At 34.9% G+C, this 20146-nt stretch carries 23 protein-coding genes and 1 pseudogene; 8 read left to right on the forward strand and 16 right to left on the reverse strand.

From position 1 onward, the window contains the following. Positions 1-515 precede the first annotated feature (515 nt). From AC0C45_RS26685 to AC0C45_RS26695, 3 genes and pseudogenes are all read left to right on the forward strand, one after another. Complete coding sequence (locus tag AC0C45_RS26685; RefSeq protein ID WP_016766661.1) at positions 516-740, forward strand: helix-turn-helix domain-containing protein; 225 nt, start codon at positions 516-518, stop codon at positions 738-740. A 313-nt stretch (positions 741-1053) separates the two neighbouring features. Beyond that, a pseudogene (locus AC0C45_RS26690) lies at positions 1054-2206 on the forward strand (IS3 family transposase). Positions 2207-2458: 252 nt separating this feature from the next. After that, entirely contained in the window at positions 2459-3034 is a 576-nt protein-coding gene (locus tag AC0C45_RS26695) for an MEDS domain-containing protein (protein ID WP_472929102.1), read from the forward strand. A gap of 577 nt (positions 3035-3611) precedes the next feature. Here AC0C45_RS26695 and AC0C45_RS26700 read toward each other — a convergent pair. The 4 genes from AC0C45_RS26700 to AC0C45_RS26715 all read right to left on the reverse strand — a co-directional run bounded on the left by AC0C45_RS26700 (position 3612) and on the right by AC0C45_RS26715 (position 6359). Further along, a complete protein-coding gene (locus AC0C45_RS26700) occupies positions 3612-3932 on the reverse strand; it encodes a hypothetical protein (RefSeq protein ID WP_016766664.1) in 321 nt (106 codons plus the stop codon). 289 nt (positions 3933-4221) lie between these two features. Continuing rightward, complete coding sequence (locus AC0C45_RS26705) at positions 4222-4917, reverse strand: hypothetical protein (protein WP_472929103.1); 696 nt, start codon at positions 4915-4917, stop codon at positions 4222-4224. Further along, on the reverse strand, positions 4914-6047 hold the full coding sequence (locus AC0C45_RS26710) for an FtsK/SpoIIIE domain-containing protein (protein WP_257064833.1): 1134 nt from the start codon (positions 6045-6047) through the stop codon (positions 4914-4916). Before AC0C45_RS26710 ends, AC0C45_RS26705 begins: the two co-directional genes overlap by 4 nt. Positions 6048-6059: 12 nt before the next feature. After that, entirely contained in the window at positions 6060-6359 is a 300-nt protein-coding gene (locus AC0C45_RS26715) for a hypothetical protein (protein ID WP_237894344.1), read from the reverse strand. 523 nt (positions 6360-6882) lie between these two features. Between AC0C45_RS26715 and AC0C45_RS26720 the strand changes: the two genes are divergently transcribed. Then, on the forward strand, positions 6883-7158 hold the full coding sequence (locus AC0C45_RS26720; protein ID WP_257064835.1) for a GlsB/YeaQ/YmgE family stress response membrane protein: 276 nt from the start codon (positions 6883-6885) through the stop codon (positions 7156-7158). Positions 7159-7188: 30 nt separating this feature from the next. Beyond that, a complete protein-coding gene (locus tag AC0C45_RS26725; RefSeq protein WP_257064836.1) occupies positions 7189-7314 on the forward strand; it encodes a hypothetical protein in 126 nt (41 codons plus the stop codon). A gap of 257 nt (positions 7315-7571) precedes the next feature. On the opposite strand, the gene AC0C45_RS26730 is transcribed toward AC0C45_RS26725, so the two are convergent. Continuing rightward, entirely contained in the window at positions 7572-7781 is a 210-nt protein-coding gene (locus AC0C45_RS26730) for an alpha/beta-type small acid-soluble spore protein (RefSeq protein WP_013084404.1), read from the reverse strand. A 419-nt stretch (positions 7782-8200) separates the two neighbouring features. On the opposite strand from AC0C45_RS26730, the gene AC0C45_RS26735 reads away from it, so the two are divergent. From AC0C45_RS26735 to AC0C45_RS26745, 3 genes are all read left to right on the forward strand, one after another. Beyond that, positions 8201-9043, forward strand: a complete 843-nt coding sequence (locus AC0C45_RS26735; protein WP_237894342.1) for an aldo/keto reductase — start codon at positions 8201-8203, stop codon at positions 9041-9043. Positions 9044-9196: 153 nt separating this feature from the next. Then, a complete protein-coding gene (locus AC0C45_RS26740) occupies positions 9197-9991 on the forward strand; it encodes an SDR family NAD(P)-dependent oxidoreductase (RefSeq protein ID WP_095380545.1) in 795 nt (264 codons plus the stop codon). 340 nt (positions 9992-10331) lie between these two features. After that, positions 10332-10910, forward strand: coding sequence for an AAA-type ATPase lid domain-containing protein (locus tag AC0C45_RS26745; RefSeq protein ID WP_472929108.1), 579 nt, complete (start codon positions 10332-10334; stop codon positions 10908-10910). Between the two features lie 342 nt (positions 10911-11252). Here the strand turns inward: AC0C45_RS26745 and AC0C45_RS26750 are convergent, their stop codons facing one another. The 11 genes from AC0C45_RS26750 to AC0C45_RS26800 all read right to left on the reverse strand — a co-directional run bounded on the left by AC0C45_RS26750 (position 11253) and on the right by AC0C45_RS26800 (position 20141). Next, positions 11253-12044: a DUF817 domain-containing protein gene (locus tag AC0C45_RS26750; RefSeq protein WP_034656245.1), complete on the reverse strand. Its 792-nt coding sequence runs from the start codon at positions 12042-12044 to the stop codon at positions 11253-11255. 138 nt (positions 12045-12182) lie between these two features. Then, on the reverse strand, positions 12183-12404 hold the full coding sequence (locus AC0C45_RS26755; RefSeq protein WP_034656243.1) for a helix-turn-helix domain-containing protein: 222 nt from the start codon (positions 12402-12404) through the stop codon (positions 12183-12185). A 10-nt stretch (positions 12405-12414) separates the two neighbouring features. Beyond that, positions 12415-12891 (reverse strand): DUF2975 domain-containing protein, encoded by a 477-nt coding sequence (locus tag AC0C45_RS26760; protein WP_075422206.1) that lies wholly within the window; start codon positions 12889-12891, stop codon positions 12415-12417. 444 nt (positions 12892-13335) lie between these two features. Further along, positions 13336-14310 carry a zinc-dependent alcohol dehydrogenase family protein gene (locus AC0C45_RS26765; protein ID WP_034656238.1) on the reverse strand — a complete coding sequence of 325 codons (975 nt, stop codon included), beginning with the start codon at positions 14308-14310 and terminating at the stop codon, positions 13336-13338. A 325-nt stretch (positions 14311-14635) separates the two neighbouring features. Further along, positions 14636-14899 (reverse strand): hypothetical protein, encoded by a 264-nt coding sequence (locus tag AC0C45_RS26770; protein WP_034656234.1) that lies wholly within the window; start codon positions 14897-14899, stop codon positions 14636-14638. Between the two features lie 218 nt (positions 14900-15117). Next, positions 15118-15255, reverse strand: a complete 138-nt coding sequence (locus AC0C45_RS26775) for a hypothetical protein (RefSeq protein ID WP_162837708.1) — start codon at positions 15253-15255, stop codon at positions 15118-15120. 119 nt (positions 15256-15374) lie between these two features. Next, positions 15375-15557: a YolD-like family protein gene (locus AC0C45_RS26780; RefSeq protein ID WP_016766014.1), complete on the reverse strand. Its 183-nt coding sequence runs from the start codon at positions 15555-15557 to the stop codon at positions 15375-15377. Between the two features lie 44 nt (positions 15558-15601). Further along, entirely contained in the window at positions 15602-15775 is a 174-nt protein-coding gene (locus AC0C45_RS26785) for a Fur-regulated basic protein FbpA (protein ID WP_080967643.1), read from the reverse strand. Between the two features lie 1161 nt (positions 15776-16936). Next, complete coding sequence (locus AC0C45_RS26790) at positions 16937-17164, reverse strand: hypothetical protein (RefSeq protein ID WP_034656231.1); 228 nt, start codon at positions 17162-17164, stop codon at positions 16937-16939. 191 nt (positions 17165-17355) lie between these two features. Further along, positions 17356-17682, reverse strand: coding sequence for a YflT domain-containing protein (locus tag AC0C45_RS26795; protein WP_034656345.1), 327 nt, complete (start codon positions 17680-17682; stop codon positions 17356-17358). A gap of 806 nt (positions 17683-18488) precedes the next feature. Then, positions 18489-20141 (reverse strand): thiamine pyrophosphate-binding protein, encoded by a 1653-nt coding sequence (locus tag AC0C45_RS26800; RefSeq protein ID WP_034656342.1) that lies wholly within the window; start codon positions 20139-20141, stop codon positions 18489-18491. Positions 20142-20146: the final 5 nt, after the last annotated feature.

Consider the following 20146-nt stretch of genomic DNA (forward strand, 5'->3'; position numbering starts at 1 on the left):
GCAAACTGCTTCATGCCAGGTTGCTTTTTATTTTCTATGATACTCAAAAACTATTCATACCTATAACAAAGACCGCCCATTATGTATCAGTGTATAAGGCGGTCTTAACTGTATTCATGCTATATGACTATGACCAAAATATCGACATTATTCCAATAGGGCATTAAATCATATTCAAATCGTTAAAACTATTTCTATCAGTTTATCCCAATCATTAATTGAATATCCTTATAGGTTATCTTAACTTCTTATTTCTTTTCCTCATCACTCAATTTCTTTAAAATATCCTCTAACATCTGTTTTCCCTTTAGAGTCAAATAGGCATGCTTTGAGTTTAATAAAGAAAGAGCTAATTCCTTGGTCATATGTAATCACCCCAGTTCTTCATAGAGCACCTTTCTAAGTCTTAATAAACAATATGAGAGATACCTTGTCCAATATGTTCATTTTTTTTGAAAAGATGTATAAAAAGTTAAACAGAATGGACAGAATACTAAAAAAGGAGGTTTAGGATAATGTGGTGGAAGAATCCAAGACGCTCAAAGTTTGGTAGATGGTTAGAAAAAAAAGGTATCTCTCAAAGTGATTTTGCAGAAGAAAGTAAAGTATCTCGTACAACAATTTCAAAACTATGCAATAATAATGAATACATTCCGAGTGCATCTACTCTAAAAAGGATTATGAGAACGGCTAGAACAATAGACAAGAATAAAAAAGCCAATGACTTTTTTGATATATGAGGTAGACATATTATATACGTACATATATAGATTAATAATTTAAGTATATAAGATTCTCTATTCTAACTAATAGAAGTCATTGGTTAATGTATGCCTTGTAATGGTAAATCCCCGCAAAAACCAGTCCATTCATCTCCAATACAACTTTTCTCTGCTAATGGTTAGTTAACATAAAACCTCTTCTGGTGCATATCACAAAAAGAACTCCCTGGATAAATGGGGACTGACCCCTGTTTGTGAGACAAATAAAAAACACCTTTAAGTTAAGAAACGGGTATATACTACCTAACAATCACTTGGAGGTGTTTTTTCTATGGGGACAAGAGTTAGTTATCCAGCAGAGATAAAGATAAAAGCTATTGAGATGAGATTAGCTGATGTACCTGTCAAAGAAGTGCTTTCCCAATTAAATATTCGTAGGTACACCCAATTAAAAAGGTAGATGAGATGGTATAAAAATGGAGAAATGCATCGATTTGAACAGCCTGTAGGCAAGCAGTATTCATACGGAAAGGGACCTGGATTTAAAGACGAAATATCCAAATTGAAAGCAGAAAACCGGTATTTAACACAACAGATTGAGGTCTTAAAAAAGTACAAGGAATTGGAGAGGAAGTGATCCCAGAAATCGTAGTGAACGTAGTAGAAGAGTTAAAAGATAAGATACCAGTCTATCAAATCTGTCAGTACCTTGATATCCCTCGATCGACTTATTATCGCTGGAAGCAACAGGAACAATCAGAACGGACAAAGAAAAAGAAATGGATGGAACAACAAGTTGGTGAGCAGTGTCGGAAACACAAGTTCCGATATGGCTATCGAAAAATTACAGCATTACTCAATCGAACGATGAAGATCAACCATAAATTTGTACAACGTGTCATGCAGAAATACGGTTGGCAATGTCGTGTGAAACGAAAAAAACGAAAGCAAACAGGGCAACCTTATCAGGTTGCAGAGAATGTATTAAATCGTGAGTTTCAAGCTGATCGCCCTCTGCAGAAATTAGTAACTGATATTACCTACTTGCCTTTCGGTCCTAAACAGTTGTATCTTTCAAGTATTCAAGATTTATTTAATGGGGAAATCATTGCGTATTCGATTGGTGATCATCAAAACGTAGAATTTGTCTTAGATACGTTAAGCCAACTTCCTTCTTTGCCTAAAGGATGTACGTTGCACAATGACCAAGGATCTGTGTACACATCGCATCTCTATCAAGAAAAAATTAAAGAAAGAGGCATTACTATGAGTCCCGTAAAGGGACACCCGCAGATAATGCCTCCATTGAATCGTTTCATTCCTCGCTAAAGTCTGAAACGTTCTACCTCGACGAGTTAACATATACGACGACCACCATCGTCGAACAAATCGTCGAAAACTATATTACTTATTACAACAATGCCCGTATTCAAACGAAACTAAACAACCAGTCACCAGTACAATACCGGCAGCTGGCTGTTTAAAAGGTGCTTTGATTCCTGTCTCACAAACAGGGTGCAGTCCCCATGGTTTTGTCTGGGGTTCTTTTTACAGAGTATACACCTTTTTATACCTTCTTGTTTTAACAAGACATTTGTTTAAGATGGAGGTGAGAGAAATGTATAAAAAATGAGCCTTTTGTACGTAATTGATTTTTGAAAATTCAATAAATTGCCACTATATTCTACCTACACAATCCACGTATAATAAGAAAGCAAGAAGAAAGAAGGGATTGTGTGTTGAAAAGTAAAATGAATCAGTTGTTTGCAGAACAAAAGAGTGTTCATATACTGTATTCTTATGACCAACAAGAAACGTATATACAACAAGCAGTAAGTTATATTCACGAGGGGATTCTTGCTGGAGATTGCATTCTGCTTATCGAAAATGACCGTATTTATCCTTTTATTCATACCCATTTAAAAGCACTCTTGACCACGGATCAAATGAAAATGATTCATCGTATAAATAACTTTGATTTCTATTATTCAAGTGGTAGTTATCATCCTCCTGCTATTCTTGCTTACTTTGATAAGAGCGTACAGCCCTATCTAGAAAATAAACTTTCTTTTAGATCATGGGCACATGTAGAATGGAGTACGATGGAAGATCCGTTACATCTAATCGAAGATTTTGAAAGAATCGTGGATCATGCGGTGAATAAACTCTCTTTTCCGTTAATTTGTGTATACAAAGGAGAGAGGATGCCGGAGTATCTCCAAACTATTTTAATGAAAACACACCCTTATGTTCTCATGGAAGGTGATTTAATTACCTCTGAGCAATATCGGCCTCTAACTGATGTAGAATAAAAGTAAAAACGCTTACGTAGCGTTTTTTTATCGTTAAGGAAATGGCTAGTTCTCTTTTTTCCATTCAGTTTATTGCCCTTCATAAAATTTCTCTTTGTTTTCTTATATCTCCTCTGTTTAACAGTCATAGCCTAAATGTTGATTCTAACTAGCTTTATTCATTTTGAAAATTTTCTTTTTAAAGGATAAAAATTACTTTTTTACGTTGAAAACATGATAAAATAGACTCGATGGTTCCACTATAAAACCATTACTTATTCGTAGCGAAGAAGAGCCCTTTCAGTCCTTAACTAATTAAGGGCTTTTCTTGTTTTCTGCGTATAGCTACCTAGCTACCTTATGTTAAATTAATTTTAATTCCACCAGAAGAAGCTGACGGTTTTACCCTTGCTTCTCTTGTTTTTGATGCAGAACTCTCTATTTCCCCATCAATTTATGATGCTTGTTACTTGTATAATACGAATGTGTTCCAAGGATAATGCATACCACATAGGCGTAATTGCAATAATGGTAGCTTTTAGTCAATTTATCAGTATTTAAACAAAAAAAGCGACCTTATTTATTGGCCGCCTTAATCCTACTCGTTATTTTCAAATAAATTAAAAGAAAGTTGCTCGGCTCTTTTCCTATGGTAATAAGCATTTTTAACTCGTTTTACTCGTTCTCTATTTTCAATGTAATAATCTCGGTCACGAATAGAAACGCAAGCTTTACAGTATGGTCCAAGGTGACCAAACCCATCGTTTTTATGATGATAGTTCTTTGCATATTTTAATTCGCCGCATTCACGGCAAGTCTTAGCGACAACTTGTCCGTCAGCGTCTGTAAAGTATACGAATCCTCTCGGCTTTTTTCTTTCCTCATATTCCTGCGCCAGTAGTTCTTCTCGTAGACTCATATTCGCTCACCTCCTCGGTTGCCTTAGTATTGCTACTTATCCACTTTTATTATACGAATTAATTCCATTCGATACCAGTATGCAAATCCATTGCCTTCTCCGCGTATGACAGTTTCGTCTCCTGCAGGCGCCTGGATTGATTCAACTTTATCTAACTCTTTCTATGTTAGTGATTATGCTGTTTCCAGAACCCTTTGCAAATGCGCGGATGAAAGGTGTATAAACAGGCTACCTTTCATTATTTTGAGGTAGCCTGTTTTTGTGTGATTACAAACGCTTTTCTAGTACTCTATTTTAAATTGATTTTAATTCTCCCAGAAGAGGAGGTGGTTCTTGAGCTTACTTCTTTTGTTTGTTTGGGAGCCCCCTTATATTTCTCCATAAGTTCGTGAATGTTTGCTACTTGTATGATACGGATATGATTCGAAGATACTGCATACCGAACAGGTGTAATTAAAATGACGGAAGGGAAGATTGGTACTCGATCTTCTGGTTGCCACTGCAATGCTTTCCACTCATCTGAAAAGAAAAATTCCTCGTATAAATTGATCTTATCCTGCATTTTTTGTTCAGAATACTGATTTCTCTGAATTTCAAACCAAAATGGAGATCCTTTAAAAATACAAAAGAGATCCGGTTCAATGCCTCCTTTTCTTCCCGTTGGTTTATCTTCCACAATGACGTGTTTTGGTACACTATACGTACACATTTGTTTATAGACGTCCAAGATAGAAAGGAAATGTAATATTTTTTGAGAATTCTTTTTAATCTTTGCATCCACAGGTAAATAGACGGTTGGAGAATACTGCTGTGTGCGTTCAATTAACCCCAGTCGATACAAACGTACCATCACACTATTACACGCATTTACGGGCGATTTAAGGTGTTTAAAGAATAGGTCAACGAATGAGTCTCGATCAACGGCTCTAAACTGGTCAATAAACGCGATGATGTCTTTATCACGTTGAGATAACCGGAAACTCATCGCTGTTCCTCCTTCTCTAATAAACCAAAAATAGACTGTGATACCACTTCAAGTTCTGGTTCAGGATCTTTCATGAGCGTTTTATAAGGCGAAAGTAGTTCCTTACAAGCTCCTTCATCTAAGAAATAAGCTTGGAACTCTTTGACCTCATCAATTTTAATTTTCATGCGCCCTCTAGCTGCAGCATCGATTTCTTCTGCGCCAATTACTCCGGCTACTTTCGCATTTATGGCATCGGCCTGCCTTCCAGAGATCCGAACCCGTAAGTTTGCTTTTAGTGCTGAATTCAACAAATCGGCATCGGGACGCTGCATCGCAATAATCGTATGAACACCTAAGGCACGACCTTGACTCGCAAACTGTTGGATGATCTCTACGAGATCTGTTTCTCTCTTCACTATACTCATTTCATCAATTACCACGACAATCCGAGGCAGCTTAAACGGAAGTCTGCTGATATGAGTTACACCATGCTCCAACAATAAATCACCCCGTCGATACATTTCAGCTCGTAATAAAGCAAAAGGTTTTCTCATCTCCTTGGCCTCGAAGCAAAGCGCATCCACATGCTCAATCCCATGAAACAGCCCTAAATCAGCTCGCTTGAGATCCACTAATACTAATCGCAGATCATTAGGTGATGTATATTTCACCCATGTGGTGAGGATCACACGCATGAGACTGCTTTTTCCAGCTCCAATTTCACCAGATATCAATAAGGTTTCTAAATCAGCAAAATCCCATGAAACGGGATTTCCATAGATATCTTGACCAATGCATACGGGAAGCTCCATTTTCTCAATATGAGGATGAATGACTTCATACCTATAATGGAGCATCTTAGGTAGGCTTTTGTGATGAACGGTAATACTAAAGTTCTTTAAGCTGCCGTTTATTTCAATATTGCTGCCTAATACTTGTCGTAAGGCCCATCTTTTCTTCATTAAAAGTTCAGGATCAATGCCATTTAGTAAGGAAAAGGCGTACCGGGTGTACGTATGATGGTTATCGATTTGATGAATTTTTGGAAATAGATAAGAGGTACGGTCTCCTCGTTTCACCATCCGGTAAATCTCTGCCGTACGAAACGCTTTAATCAATTGGCCACGCAGTTTTAGTTTTTCAAACATCCATATTCCTCCTCAAAACATAAAAGTCGCAAAAAAGTAAATCAACGCGCTATAGAAGGTAACAGGCAAGATAAAGCGCATGACCTTTGCGAACTGATCCACAAGATCAATGACACCCCATCTCTCTAATATCCGTTCGATGATAGCTATTCCTAAGACAATCCCTCCTATGGTCAAAATAGTGGGGTCAAGCATGGCAAGTGGACTAAATGGGACAAAGGAATATGCCTTGAATGGACGAGACTTTGTGGAAGGCTTAAAGGATGGTTGATGGAGGAAGTTTCGAAAACCAATATAATGAGTTTTTCTCATGTTGATACCTTCTTTCATTCTTTTAATTTTTTTGCTTTTTACGTACCTGTTTTTTTAGCTCTTCGCATCCGGTCGCCCCCTTCGCCTCTTCGGCTCAGCTCCCTTACAGGTTCCACAAAGGTCTTCACTACGCGTATACAGCTTGTATTAACGCGATAGCGATAGTGAACTAGATACTGATTAGGCAACGAAGTCGTGATTCTTTAGATACTATGTAGCTACTGCAGTAAGCTTGCCTGTCCACTGGAAAAATAAAAAAGAACCCTTACCGCAGTAGGTAAGGGGTAGCTGATTATGTAAGAAGGAATGGGCTTTTTATATGCTAGGAGTTGTCTAAGACGCTTATTCCTCTTGTGGAATAAACGTGATCTTCAAGTATGTCAAAAGCTAATAAAAGTACTAGCATAGCTATATAATCCTATTCAATTCGAAGAAAAATTTTGGTGAGGAAAAAAATAACAAGATTGAAGGTTCTTAGTTGAGGGTAAAGTCAACTAACTATTTTGAAAGGAGAGAATAATGCATGAGCATTCTATGGACACTAATTGTAGGTGGAATTATTGGATGGCTTGCTGGTTTAATTACAGGGCGCGACATTCCTGGAGGAATTATCGGTAATATTATCGCCGGTTTTATCGGTTCATGGTTAGGCGGCCTTATTTTAGGAAGTTGGGGACCTGTTATCGGTGGTTTTGCCATTATCCCAGCAATTATCGGATCTGTCGTTTTAGTGCTTATTGTAAGCTTCATTTTGCGAAAAATGGGTCAGAACAAGAGTCATGGTCGTCATGCAAAATAATGTAACATATATAAAATGGAGGGACCAAAAATGAGAGAAGAAAGTAAGTCTGTGTTATCAGGTTTTGTTGAAGATAATCAATTTGAATTGGATTCTTACCTTACTTATTTATTCGATAAAATCAACCATGAGGGTGAAATTCCATCGGAAGCTTAATGAAAAGCCAGGTATGTTATTACAAAGAAAAGAAACCAAAAATAATAAATAGGTATAGAGTATAAGCGATCTTAATAACGTTCTTTACGTATATAAGGTCGCTTATTTTAGTTTGTAGAGAGCTTCTATTAACTTCGGAAAAGTGTTCTCCTCAAACAAATTAGTAAACTATTCAGGATACCTCAAATCATTTCTTCACAAGTAAAAAGGAAGAATGGAACCCATTCTTCCTTCAGCCATCATTTTATAAAGTTGTATTAGAAACGTCCGCCGCCAAGTTGTTGCTCAGCCATTTGTACAAGACGCTTAGTGATTTCGCCACCTACTGATCCGTTTGCACGTGCAGTTGTATCAGCACCAAGGTTTACACCAAATTCGCTAGCGATTTCATATTTCATTTGATCGATTGCTTGTTCAGCACCGTATACTAATAATTCGTTGTTGTTGCTGCTTTTGTTGTTTGCCATGTTGTGTCACCTCCTTGTTTCTTTTAAGTTTCCTATTGTAGGAGGATTGCATTCGTGGTAAATAAAGGATGTATCATTCCCTTACCTACTTCCTATACTAACTCTTAGAAACAAATGACACTTTAAAAAGTGGGATTAGTTGTATCATTTCCTTGTCATGAAAATTAAACATTTGCCATGTGCGAAAAAAGAGCTGTATCTAAAAGATACGGCTTTTATTACTTTTTGGTACCTATATTACTTTAAAGTGCGTACTTTTTTTTCGGTTTTTATATTGGATAATAACTTTTGTCAGAGGAACTAATTGATGATAGCTCATTTATATTATGTCTTTGCGATGGTTCTAAGCTTAATTCAAGAAAAGAAATGATATAAATACAAATAAAATTAATGGATAGTAAACAGGAGGTAGTATTGTTATGATGAAAAATTTACAGGATACAGTCACTTTACACAATGGAGTAAAGATGCCTGGCTTTGGCCTTGGTGTATTTAAAGTAGAAGAAGGTCCTGAATTAGTAAATGCAATTAAAGTAGCCATGAAACATGGGTATCGTAGTATTGATACAGCAGCCATTTATGGTAACGAAGAAGGTGTAGGTCAAGGGATTCGTGAAGGTCTAAAAGAAGCTGGTATCTCACGAGAGAACGTATTTGTCACATCAAAAGTATGGAACGCAGACTTAGGATATGACGCAACAATTGCAGCTTACGAAACAAGCCTAAAAAAACTTGGATTAGACTATTTAGACCTTTATCTGATCCACTGGCCAGTTGAAGGAAAATACAAAGAAGCATGGAGAGCTTTAGAAACCCTTTATAAAGAGGGCAAGGTTAAAGCAATTGGGGTAAGTAATTTCCAAGCTCATCACCTTAAAGATTTAATGGAAGATGCAGAAATCAATCCTGTAATTAACCAGGTAGAATATCACCCACGTCTAACGCAAAAAGAACTTCAAGCATTCTGTGAGAAACATCATATTCAACTTGAAGCATGGTCTCCACTAATGCAAGGAGAATTATTAGATAATGAGGTTTTAACAGAGATTGCAAATAAGCATAATAAATCTGTAGCCCAGGTCATTCTACGTTGGGATGTACAGAATGGTATTATTACCATTCCAAAATCAACAAAAGAACATCGTATTGTAGAGAATGCGTCAATTTTTGATTTTGAATTAACAAAAGAAGAAATGGAACGCATTGATGAATTAAATCAAAATCATCGTGTAGGTCCAGACCCTGACAACTTTGATTTTTAATGAAGGAGGAAGGAGATAGCCATGCTTAATTTGTCTATCTCCTTCTCTGTTTAAAAGCAGGAGAATTATCCAAACTAATGACAGCATGTATTTACATCACTACTCTATTTAACCGACAAATATAATTTTATATAAAAATTGGAGGGCATTCATATGAAGTTGAATTTAAAAGGAAAAACAGCCCTAGTTACGGGGTCAACTGCTGGTATAGGCAAAGCCATTGCGTTGTCCTTAGTAGCAGAGGGAGCTACAGTTCTGATTAATGGACGACGAGAGGAAAAGGTCCATGAAACCATTACAGATATTCAAACTCAGTATCCTCAAGCTATTCTTCATCCTGCTGTACATGATTTAGGAACAGAGCAAGGATGTCAACAGCTAATGGAGCAGTATCCAGAAGTAGATATTCTCGTTAATAATCTTGGTATTTTTGAACCTGTTGAATACTTTGATATACCAGATGAAGATTGGTTTCGATTATTTGAAGTGAATATCATGAGTGGTGTTCGATTAACACGCTCTTACCTCAAGAAAATGATTCAAAGAGGAGAAGGAAGAGTAATCTTCATTGCAAGTGAGGCAGCTATTATGCCTTCTCAAGAAATGGCTCATTACAGTGCAACTAAAACCATGCAATTGTCTCTTTCTCGTAGTTTAGCTGAATTATGCACAGGCACAAATGTGACAGTTAATACCGTTATGCCTGGCTCAACTCTAACTGAAGGAGTAGAAACAATGCTAAATAGTCTTTATCCAAATGAACAATTAACTCTAAAAGAAGCTGAAACGAGATTTATGAAAGAAAATCGCCCCACCTCTATTATCCAAAGGTTTATCCGTCCAGAAGAAATCGCAACCTTTGTTACTTTCTTAAGTAGTCCACTTTCATCAGCTATTAATGGTTCAGCACTGCGGATAGATGGAGGACTAGTACGCAGCGTATTTTAAGCACTTTATATCTAACGGCAAGATGTTTGCCTCAAAATATTAGACCATAGAATAAAATAATAAGTAGCAGAAATTCAATTATATGAATCAAAGTTTAAAAATAACAAGCTTCCTTCTAGAACAAGAGGTTTGTTATTTTATCTGAGTAACGAAAAATAAGTACCTAATCTATAATAAAAAGAGCCGTATCTTACGATACAGCTCTTTTTATTGATATTTATTGGTAACGAAGTTTCTCCACGTCTTCTATTGTAAGACCTGTCAATTTACTTATCATTTTACTATCTATACCTTCTTGAATCATTCCTAAAGCAACCTTCTCAACGTCTTACCATTAAACATTCCACCACTTCGAGAAAGAAAAGAGGATTTATTTACACTAATAGACTTCTTTTTTAAGTCAAATAAGAAAAATTTAGTATTTGACTCAGATGTAAAAAATCTTTTAATAAATTATAATTGGCCAGGAAATATACGTGAACTTGAAAATTTCATTCATTATTTAATGGTTATTGTGGAAGGAAATAAAGTAATTAAAGATCATATGCCAGATCAAATTTTGTTATCTCAAGAGACTTCTAATTTAACAAATGATTCATTGTCTGAGATCGAAGAGGCTATTATCTTTTTAAAAAGAGGCAGTTTCGCAGAAGATTATAAAGCCATATTAAAAATACTAACAATTTATAAAAAGCAGGAAACAAGTGTAGGAAGAGGCATTATACAAGAAATGCTTCCTTATTTCTTGTCTGACTCACAATTGAAACATCGATTATCTATGTTAAACAAGGTTAACTGTATTAAAGTTGGAGTTAGAAAACAAGGTACAGAGATTACAGAGTTAGGTATAGAAGTACTAAGTCGATTTGAAGACTTAATGACTTCCAATGAAAGAAAGGCTGTTATTTCTTTTAAATAGCAGCCTTTTTGGTGAGTGTTTTTTATTTAAAAAAGACTAAAAATATAATTAAATTATCCCATATATCCCCATAAGTAATTCATTTGTCTTTATGTAAATCATAGTATGAATCATACTAACGCTTACAAAGCTTGTATTAACGCGGTAGCGCTACTGAACTAGCTACTGATTAGGTAATGAAGGTAAGGTCCTTTAGATACTATGTAGCTACTGCAGTAAGCTTGCCTGTCCAATCGAAAAATAAAAAAGAACCCTTACCGCAGTAGGTAAGGGGTAGGTGGTGATGCAACATGTGCTTGGCTTTTATATGCTGAGGGTTGGACTAGTGGCTTTTGTTTTCAGTTATAAAGATTGACTAGTCTCTATCCTAGTAGAATTTCTCTCCTTAACCTGCTTTAACGTCGCTACTATAAGAAAGCTAACAATCACTAATAAGAGCCATGAACTTACCTTCCCTAAATGAACGAGACTCCATGCATCAGTTTGGTTTGGATATTCCCAAGCCCCAAAGAACGTTGCAATATTTTCAGCTAGCCATATAAAAAATCCAATGAGAACAAAAGAAAGTGCGATTGGCATACGGTAGCGAGTTCCATTAACCTCGTATGTGACCCACGATTGCCAAAAGACGATAATTACAAGTCCAGATAACCACCAACGAACGTCAATCCAGTAATGGTGGATGAAAAAATTCAAATAAATCGCAGCTGCAAGAGGTACAACTACCAAAAACGGTGGCCACTTAACCAACTCAACCTTAAACCTCCTCCATGCCTGACAAAGATAACTCGCTACACTTGCGTACATGAAACCACTATACAAAGGCACTCCTGAAATTTTGAAATATCCTTCCTCCGGATAAGACCAAGAGCCCATATGTACTTTGAAAAGTTCAAGAGCAAGTCCAATAAGATGGAAGACTGTGATAACCTTTAGTTCATCCCGGGTTTCAAGACCAGAACGCACCATCCACCACTGCATCAGAAGGCAGATAATGAGCAGCCAGTCATACCTTGGTAGGAAGGGAAGTGGAATAGCTTGCGTAAGAGCCAGAGAGGCAAAAATAACGACAGGAAACAAACATGATAGGGCCTGCTCCCAACCAAAACGAACCAGTTGTTTTAGTGCTCTCATGACTTGTTCCTCCAAAGGTTCTTTCTGTATATATGTAAGTGCTGCTTGGTATAGTAGCTAAATAGATTTTGGATTGTATACATAAGTTCATCACCGAATAACTTTCTTTTCCTTTCCATATTAAATATTCCCACTTTATTAATCTTGGGTGTCTTTATCACTTCGGTATTCTAAAATATCCCCAGGTTGGCACTCTAAGGCTTTACAAATTGCTTCTAAAGTTGAAAACCGAATTGCCTTTGCCTTTCCATTTTTCAAAATAGAAAGGTTGGCCATTGTTATTCCAACCCTTTCCGAAAGTTCTGTAACACTCATTTTCCTTTTAGCCAACATCACATCAATATTAATTATTATTGCCATGTTAATCACCTCAGACCGTTAAGTCATTTTCTGATTTTATATCAATCGCTTGTTGTAAAAGTCTTTTAAGAACCGCAGCAAAGACTGCAATTACCAATGAAGCAAAGATCGGGACCATTCCAACTATTACGAGACCTGGAGCATCATCTTTCTCTGCCGCAAGAAAAACAAATGGCATCATTACCACATACAGGCCACTAATTGTCATTGCACAGTATTTTATTTTCCTTAAAGCTATTACGGAGATGTTAGAAAACGCTTTGTTCTTGTCAATATAGATTAAAAGTCGGAACGCCTGATACAACGTAAAAAAATACGGGATAGCTGAAAGATACATAATGCTTACAGCAGGATATAGTATGTAGGAATAATCTGGATTTGCTATATTATTAGCTAAATAAAATAGGCCGAATATGCCTAAAGTAAGAACTGGAGCTCCCATAAGAAAAAGAGCTATTTTCAAAAATATTGTTGAACTTCGTTTCAAAATAAAGCACCTCACTTATTAATTTCAAATATGAATTTAACATATAATTTATCGTTTTACAATAAATTTTTTCTGTTTATTATTGTATTATTGTTGAGATGGGAATATGCTTTTCATTTCTTAAAAATATAAAAAGCATTTCTTATGACAAAGAAATGCTCTATAAATGTAAATATTCAATTTATAATCTCATCAACTAACCTGCACCGATAATTGATGAAGATCGACGTTGTATGAATACAGTAACACTAACGAAATAGATACTAATTAATAAATGTAGTGATTATTTCTTAGATACATGTAGCTACTTCAGTAAACTTGCTGTCCATTCAAAAAATAAATAAGAAACTTACTGAACAGCCAAGGATATAAACATTCTCTCGCTTTTTAAAGGAACTATCTTAATATCATTATTTTGCATTTTATGAAAAATATTACTTAATTTTAACTAGTTAAAAGTATTTTGCCCTTAATTTTAGTAGTAAGAGCTTTTTTTACATCTGGAAGATGATATTGAGCTTGGGGTTTTGTGAATGTTAACTGTTTCTTATGAATAAATTGTATAAGCTGATAAAATGTTTCGTGCCATTTACGTGTAGAGACTTTTTGGTTCCAATGACGTAAATGAAATATATTTGTTTTTATTTTATTATTATTCATAATTTCTGCCCAATTGACAGGTATTCCTGATAGAAGACCTATAGTCAAAAATATTCCATTTGGACTGACACAATAGGCTAAGTTTGTACCAGAAGGTCCACCAATAGAGTCAATTGCTGCTTTGGCTCCACGACCATTCGTCAATTCCATAACCGTATCGTAGAGTGGGGTCGTCCCTGTATTAATTACATATGAAGCACCAAGTTGAGTTAATTCCTCTGTGTAGATATTATTTCGAGTTACTGCAATCAAACGAAACCCCAAAATACGGGATAATTGAGCAAAAACACGACCAATAGAAGAGCCGCAGGCATTTACAATTAGGTCATCTCCTGGTTTTAACGCTAATACTTCCGTACAAATCACCCATGCTGTGATAGGGTTGATATAAAGCTGTGCAGCTATGTAATCCTCTAGATAATCTGGAACTATAATGGCTAGTTCAGCTGATGTTTTTACAAACTCCTGCCATGTACCTTCACCCCGTAAGGGTAATACTCGTTTGCCAAGAAACCATTTAGAAACAGATGGACCTACTTCTTCTACGGTACCAACTCCTTCATATCCCGGAATGGCAGGTAAAGAAATCCGATTTGAATAGGCCCCTCTAATAGGAATTAAATCCGATGGATTGATTGGTCGAGTTTTCATTCGTACTAGCACTTCGCCAACTCCAGGATCTTTCACTTGTTTATTTTCTATTTGTAAAACTTGTTGAGGTTCTCCGAATTCATAAAATTTAATGCTTGTTGCTTTCAAGATAGGTATCCTCCTTTAGTTTGTTCATTTATATAGTTATAGTGTACAACCTCTTCATTTCTAGTTCTTATAACAACTATTACAGATAGCATGAAAGGAATTTCAGTTGGGGTTTTAATTCATATGATTTGGGTGCATATCTCGAATTTTATTAAACTATAAACAAAAATATATAATCCATACCGCGCAAAAATAATATTTAAGTAACAAGCTGATTTATTTCGGATCAAAGCCAATACTAATGTCTAGCACCAAAAACAATGACTGCATTTAATAAAGAAATTTAGATATCTGAGGAAGCGTATATATATACCTTTAACTCTATTTATTTTTCAACCAGACCCATGACAAACGGAGTAAGGTCACTCAATTTTTCTTTATCGCTAAGGATCTTCAAAAAAACATTGGAGACATGTTCAGGTATAGGTGTTTGACTATCTACAGTTGCTGTCAAAAAATAATATAAAAAATCAAAATGATTTTCTCTTCTCATTGCATCAATTAAATAGTAAGCATAAAGATTATTATTCAATAGCTTCCTTCTTAAAATTATTCCAAAATCATACAACTCATTAACAGTTGTATTCACAATCTCTGCCTCCTTCTAAGCTTTATACGGGTAAAAACTGAATTTCACATAAGCTTGCTTGGATAAGATCATAAACATAATTGATGCATCTACTATATATATTGAAAGAGGTTTTTAACAGCAATAGACGACCTATTCATTCGGATTAGAAACGTGAGGTCGCCTACATTATTTTCATATTCATTTTTTTATCCTTTCAGCTTACTTTATCAATAGCTTTATTCCTCTATATTTTCATCTTCTAACTGCCTTGGACTCTCATCATGACATTGATTAAATAAATAAGTAAGGTACGAATGCAGTTCAAATCGGTCCTTTTGAATAAAGGCAGACCATATTTGTTTGTCTTCGCCCATTCTTTCTCCTCCTTTTTTATTTCATTTCTTTATCTTTACGGTTTTCTAGCTAGTAATCTTTTGCACGTACAGAGTGACCATTTGTAAAAAAATGTAGAACACTTTCTACTAAATTGAAATCAATAAATATCTTCAATGCCAGATAAATTAATAAAAAGAATATTTTGTTTTTCATCTTTTAAAGACAGGGTCTGTTCATGAAGATTAAGATTATAAACACGACCTTTACACGTTTGTAGTGACCCATTTTCATAATAATGAACCGTAACTGCTCCATTTTTGATTAGCTTTTTCAAAAACATAGATTAACCCTCCTTTTAACAAATGAATTGCAATTAGCAAAAATCTAAAAAGATAGATCTTGGATTGCCGGATTAACTATTTGATACTCTGTTTCTAACTCATGTAAGGTTAATTCATAAAGCTGTTTGTTTCCTTTTTTATAGATTCCTAAATGGATTAAAGAATCTATAATCGAGTTTTTTCTACGTTGTATATCAGGGTAGATTTGTTCACTCATTATTCCACCGCCTAATTTCAGAATGGTCTTTGGTATGATTGTCGAACTATTTTAATTCATTATACAGCTCGCTAGTTACAAGAAAATGAAAATAAAGTAAAACTGATGTAATAAATAAGTAAATTCGATTAGATAAGTGTGTATATGTGTCCTATCTATTTACTTTAAAGTCAATGTTTATCGCCTCAACCCATAGTAAAAAAATGTCCCTATGAGTTTCACTTTTAAGAAGTTCCTTTCCACAATTCTTGGATTTTTCTCTCAAGCGATTCTAAAACACAAAAGACTGTATTCATTATTCACTGTAATAACTCCCCATAAAAACTAGTATTAGGTATATTATGGTATCCTTTTTTGATTAATGAAATACTTTCTACAAAACTTCCTTTAAACTTACATAAAATCACAAAGTAAGACTAAATACTCTCGCAGTAGGTGATGAGTAGATGATTATGGAGTATGTACTCTTTTTTATATCTTGGGTATTGGACTAGTCACTTATATTTTTCACGGAACGGAATGGAAGAGAGGGGAAGAGAAATCTTATCCACCCAACATAACAATTTAGAGTAACCCACCATTGCTATGTTAGATACTAACGTGATGTTTCTCCTTTACAACGAAGGGTATTTAAGAAAAAACATCTTATAAATCATTTAACTAAATATAAAATTGAAAGACCTGATTAGCTTGACTAAATTGTTTTCTGCTCGCATCGGTCATTTATATTTCCTGCGATCATTCTTTTAATAACTTTTTTATTTATCTTCTTTCTATGAGAAAAAGAAATAGATATAAACGAAGTAGAGTAAAAAGAGACATTAAGAATTATCTATAAATAAACCCTATCGTCAGTATTAATGACAGGGGAAATAAGGGTTCCAGACGGATAGGTTCACTGAGTCGCCCTCAACCTTTTCAAAGCTGAGACGAAATTAGCAGTGCATAAAGCGTGGAACCTTCCAGATCCGAAGATAAATGTTTATGCGTATATTCTAAAGTTTTTAGTAAACGGCTCAGTCCTTAAACCCGAGATTTCAAATTTGCTATTAGATCATGATTTAACATATAAAAAGTAATTTCTAATATAAACACCCAAAGAAATCTTACATATTGTATAAGGTTTCTTTGGGCGTTTATTCAAATTGTTTCTATACATTCTTATAATTGAGCAAGTTCTTCAGATAACTTTTTTGATTTAGCCTTTAGTTGTTCTTTTTGACCTTCCAAATCCGCAACTGCAGTCAAAGCTTCTGGATTCTGAGGTTCTTCTTTAAGTTGCTTTAGCATAGCTATAAGAGACTCTGAGACTTTTATCAAATTTTTGTTCACTTCATCTTGCTTTTTTAAATTAATAATTTCACATTTTTTCTTTTCGATATTATTCATTAGCCTACTTCCTTTCTTTCAATATGGAACTGAAAATTAACTCCTTAATCTTTTAAAAGCTGATAACAAATGTGACAAATAAACCGATTTAACGATGTAATATGTGAAAACGATGGTCATAATCTAATCTTACTAAAGGGAATGTAATCAAAGGTTAATGAAAGAGAACCTACTTAGTAGGTCCTCTTTCATTAACCTGCTTTTGTTGCAATTACTAGTACACGTCCCTGATCTAATTCCCTTTCATATTGCTGAGCTTCTACATCTGATAATCCTAAAGAGTGGATTTTAGAACGTAATTCATCTCCACGGGATCGGAAAACGTTGGCCATTAAATCGAATGCTCCTTGTTCTGAAACACCGACATCATTTGTCTCCAATGCTTCCGTTAAATCTTTAGAACGATTTTTATCATGAGCTAATAAATATACTTCGTCTCTTGTATATCCTCGATTTAGAAATTGTTCAATTACTTCTTTTGCTTGAACTCCGTTTTCTACTACTCTTACATTTTTCATAAAACAACCTCCTTTTATAGTTAAATAATATGTACCCATTTCTAAGAAATAAAAATCATTTTTATACTCAATAATAAATTTTAAAAATCTTGCTGCAAGTTCTTCCATTCTATGTTTCAGGTCATCTATTAAATTACTTCCCTCTCTTTAAAATCTAAAGCTGTAGGGATTAAAACTTGGGATTACGTTTTGGAAGATGATGCACGGGAATGAAATGAAATAGGACAGCTATTAAATAAAGGAATGCTTCACTGTTTATATAAAGGATGAAGGTGTAGAAGAGTATCTGTTAAAGGCTGTATACAATATGGGGGCTGATGAAGTTTGGAAGAATTAGTAGTAAGTTAACCTAAAACGTTGCCTGTAATGAAGGGCTATTTACCTGATTAGTAAAAGGAATTTATAAGGATACTCATTACGTGAAATTTCATGTGAAAAGGTCTGTATCAAAATAGATACAGACCTTTTTTACAATATTTATGGAAGTCTTTCTTAAAGGAGTCTAATAAATAAGCAATAAGCTTTTATTTTTATAATTCATGAGATAATAAAATATATACTATTGAGGTGAAAATTGATATGTATAACAAGATTTAAGTAGCATTTGATGGCTCTAAACCTTCTATTCATGCTCTTCAACAAGACAAAAGAAATGATACTGAATTAGGCAATGAATTTCAAGTTGGAAACACGAATTCACAGAGCCAGAAAAAGAGTGGACGTCAAATAAATAAAGAGTAAATCCCATTCTTCAAAGATAATAAGAAGCCTTAGTTTAAATTTATAATCTGAACTAAGGCTTCTTATTATACTCTGTTTAAGATAGGTGGTATTTCATTGGGATCAACTATCACTTCTATAACTGAAGGGATAGTTTTATATTCCAACGTTTGTCTAATAGCATCCTCTATTTCACTTTTATTTCTACACCTATAAGCAATAGCTCCTAATGATTCTGCAAACTTCTTAATATTAGTTTTTTCTTTATACTTCGCTCCAACCGAGCGATTTAACCATTGTTTCATTCCTTTATCAACCATATCCAAGCCACCATTATTAAATACAATAAATATTACTGCAATGCCTTCATTTACAGCTGTTGCAATTTCGGTACCGTGCATGAGGGTACATCCATCACCAGTGAGGCATACAATAGGTTTATGCGGTGAAGCTATTTTAGCACCTATTGCATAACCGATAGCATGTCCCATAGTCCCAAACACATCATCAAAAAAGAAAGTGCCAGGCTCGTAGATATCGTAGTGCTTAATAGCAAAAAAAGTATGACTTCCATCGTCCCCAAATAATATTGTGTCATTTGGTAAATGTCTACGAAGCTCTTTAATTGCACTAGCTGCTGATATATAATGTGAACTTTCACTTAGCTCTTCAGTTTGATTTTTTTCATTCCCTTGTTCTTGGGCAAGTAAATTAATTGGTGCTAAGGAAGCTGAATCCATGTCATTCACTTTCTTTTTGAGTTCTTCTAAGTTTCTTTTTGCATCTCCTTGGATAACTAGGGTTGGAACTGAAATTGATTTCCCTGAAAAGGTGATGTCTATATCAAATTGAATAATTTTCTTAGGCTTATAACTCTCTTTGAATCCTGCTAAAGACATATCGCTTAATTTACTTCCAATTACAATCATGAGATCTATATGAGATTGCAAATACTTCGTCGCTCTTTCTGTACCACCTAAGCCAAATGCACCTAAAGATAAAGAATGATTAGCAGAAAAAGTACCTTTTCCACCAGGAGTTGTAATAACCGGAATCCCCCATTTTTCAGCAAGCCATTTTACTTCCTCATAAGCTTTAGAAATCTGTACACCTTTTCCTAAAAATAATATTGGATTTTCTGCTTGATTTAATTGATGGATTACGTTCTCCAATTGTGTTGATACCACAGGAACTTCTCTCGGTAATTCAAATTTGAAAGGATTAATTTCTTCTACTAACACTTCAAAGGGAATAGAAAGATGGACCGGACCTTTAACCCCCACACATGCTTTTTCAATAGCATGTTTAAAATATAATTCAAACTGTTCTTTACGCTCAACTCGTGCACTAAATAACGTTACGGGCTCAAACATTTTCACTAAATCTGTACCAAACATTGAGGAATCTTGCCCTAAAGCTTTTCCTGTATTTTTTATGGACGGATGGCCTGTAATAAACAAAACAGGAAGATGATAAGCTTTAGCCTGCCCAGCAGATGTCAAAAGATTTGTTCCTCCAGGACCAGAGGTTCCTATTGCAACTCCAATAGTATCTTTTATCAATGAATAGCCTGATGCTGCAAAACCTGCTCCATTTTCATGTCTAGTAACTATAAATTCTAGTTCGTTATCCTCTATTTCAGTTAATATAGGAACGATAGGTTTACCTGGAATCCCAAAGATGTGAGTAACTCCCCATTCTTTAAAATGATCAATTAATAAAGAAACTACTGTTTTCATGTTAG

It is taken from the genome of Priestia sp. VA7, from assembly GCF_055710015.1.

Bases quoted from the DNA above. Each gene is read 5' to 3' on its own strand.
- AC0C45_RS26685 (WP_016766661.1), top strand. From the start codon at position 516: ATGTGGTGGAAGAATCCAAGACGCTCAAAGTTTGGTAGATGGTTAGAA.
- AC0C45_RS26700 (WP_016766664.1), bottom strand. From the start codon at position 3,932: ATGAGTCTACGAGAAGAACTACTGGCGCAGGAATATGAGGAAAGAAAA.
- AC0C45_RS26705 (WP_472929103.1), bottom strand. From the start codon at position 4,917: ATGAGTTTCCGGTTATCTCAACGTGATAAAGACATCATCGCGTTTATT.
- AC0C45_RS26710 (WP_257064833.1), bottom strand. From the start codon at position 6,047: ATGTTTGAAAAACTAAAACTGCGTGGCCAATTGATTAAAGCGTTTCGT.
- AC0C45_RS26715 (WP_237894344.1), bottom strand. From the start codon at position 6,359: ATGAGAAAAACTCATTATATTGGTTTTCGAAACTTCCTCCATCAACCA.
- AC0C45_RS26720 (WP_257064835.1), top strand. From the start codon at position 6,883: ATGAGCATTCTATGGACACTAATTGTAGGTGGAATTATTGGATGGCTT.
- AC0C45_RS26725 (WP_257064836.1), top strand. From the start codon at position 7,189: ATGAGAGAAGAAAGTAAGTCTGTGTTATCAGGTTTTGTTGAAGATAAT.
- AC0C45_RS26730 (WP_013084404.1), bottom strand. From the start codon at position 7,781: ATGGCAAACAACAAAAGCAGCAACAACAACGAATTATTAGTATACGGT.
- AC0C45_RS26735 (WP_237894342.1), top strand. From the start codon at position 8,201: ATGATGAAAAATTTACAGGATACAGTCACTTTACACAATGGAGTAAAG.
- AC0C45_RS26740 (WP_095380545.1), top strand. From the start codon at position 9,197: ATGAAGTTGAATTTAAAAGGAAAAACAGCCCTAGTTACGGGGTCAACT.
- AC0C45_RS26750 (WP_034656245.1), bottom strand. From the start codon at position 12,044: ATGAGAGCACTAAAACAACTGGTTCGTTTTGGTTGGGAGCAGGCCCTA.
- AC0C45_RS26755 (WP_034656243.1), bottom strand. From the start codon at position 12,404: ATGGCAATAATAATTAATATTGATGTGATGTTGGCTAAAAGGAAAATG.
- AC0C45_RS26775 (WP_162837708.1), bottom strand. From the start codon at position 15,255: ATGGGCGAAGACAAACAAATATGGTCTGCCTTTATTCAAAAGGACCGA.
- AC0C45_RS26780 (WP_016766014.1), bottom strand. From the start codon at position 15,557: ATGTTTTTGAAAAAGCTAATCAAAAATGGAGCAGTTACGGTTCATTAT.
- AC0C45_RS26785 (WP_080967643.1), bottom strand. From the start codon at position 15,775: ATGAGTGAACAAATCTACCCTGATATACAACGTAGAAAAAACTCGATT.
- AC0C45_RS26790 (WP_034656231.1), bottom strand. From the start codon at position 17,164: ATGAATAATATCGAAAAGAAAAAATGTGAAATTATTAATTTAAAAAAG.
- AC0C45_RS26795 (WP_034656345.1), bottom strand. From the start codon at position 17,682: ATGAAAAATGTAAGAGTAGTAGAAAACGGAGTTCAAGCAAAAGAAGTA.
- AC0C45_RS26800 (WP_034656342.1), bottom strand. From the start codon at position 20,141: ATGAAAACAGTAGTTTCTTTATTAATTGATCATTTTAAAGAATGGGGA.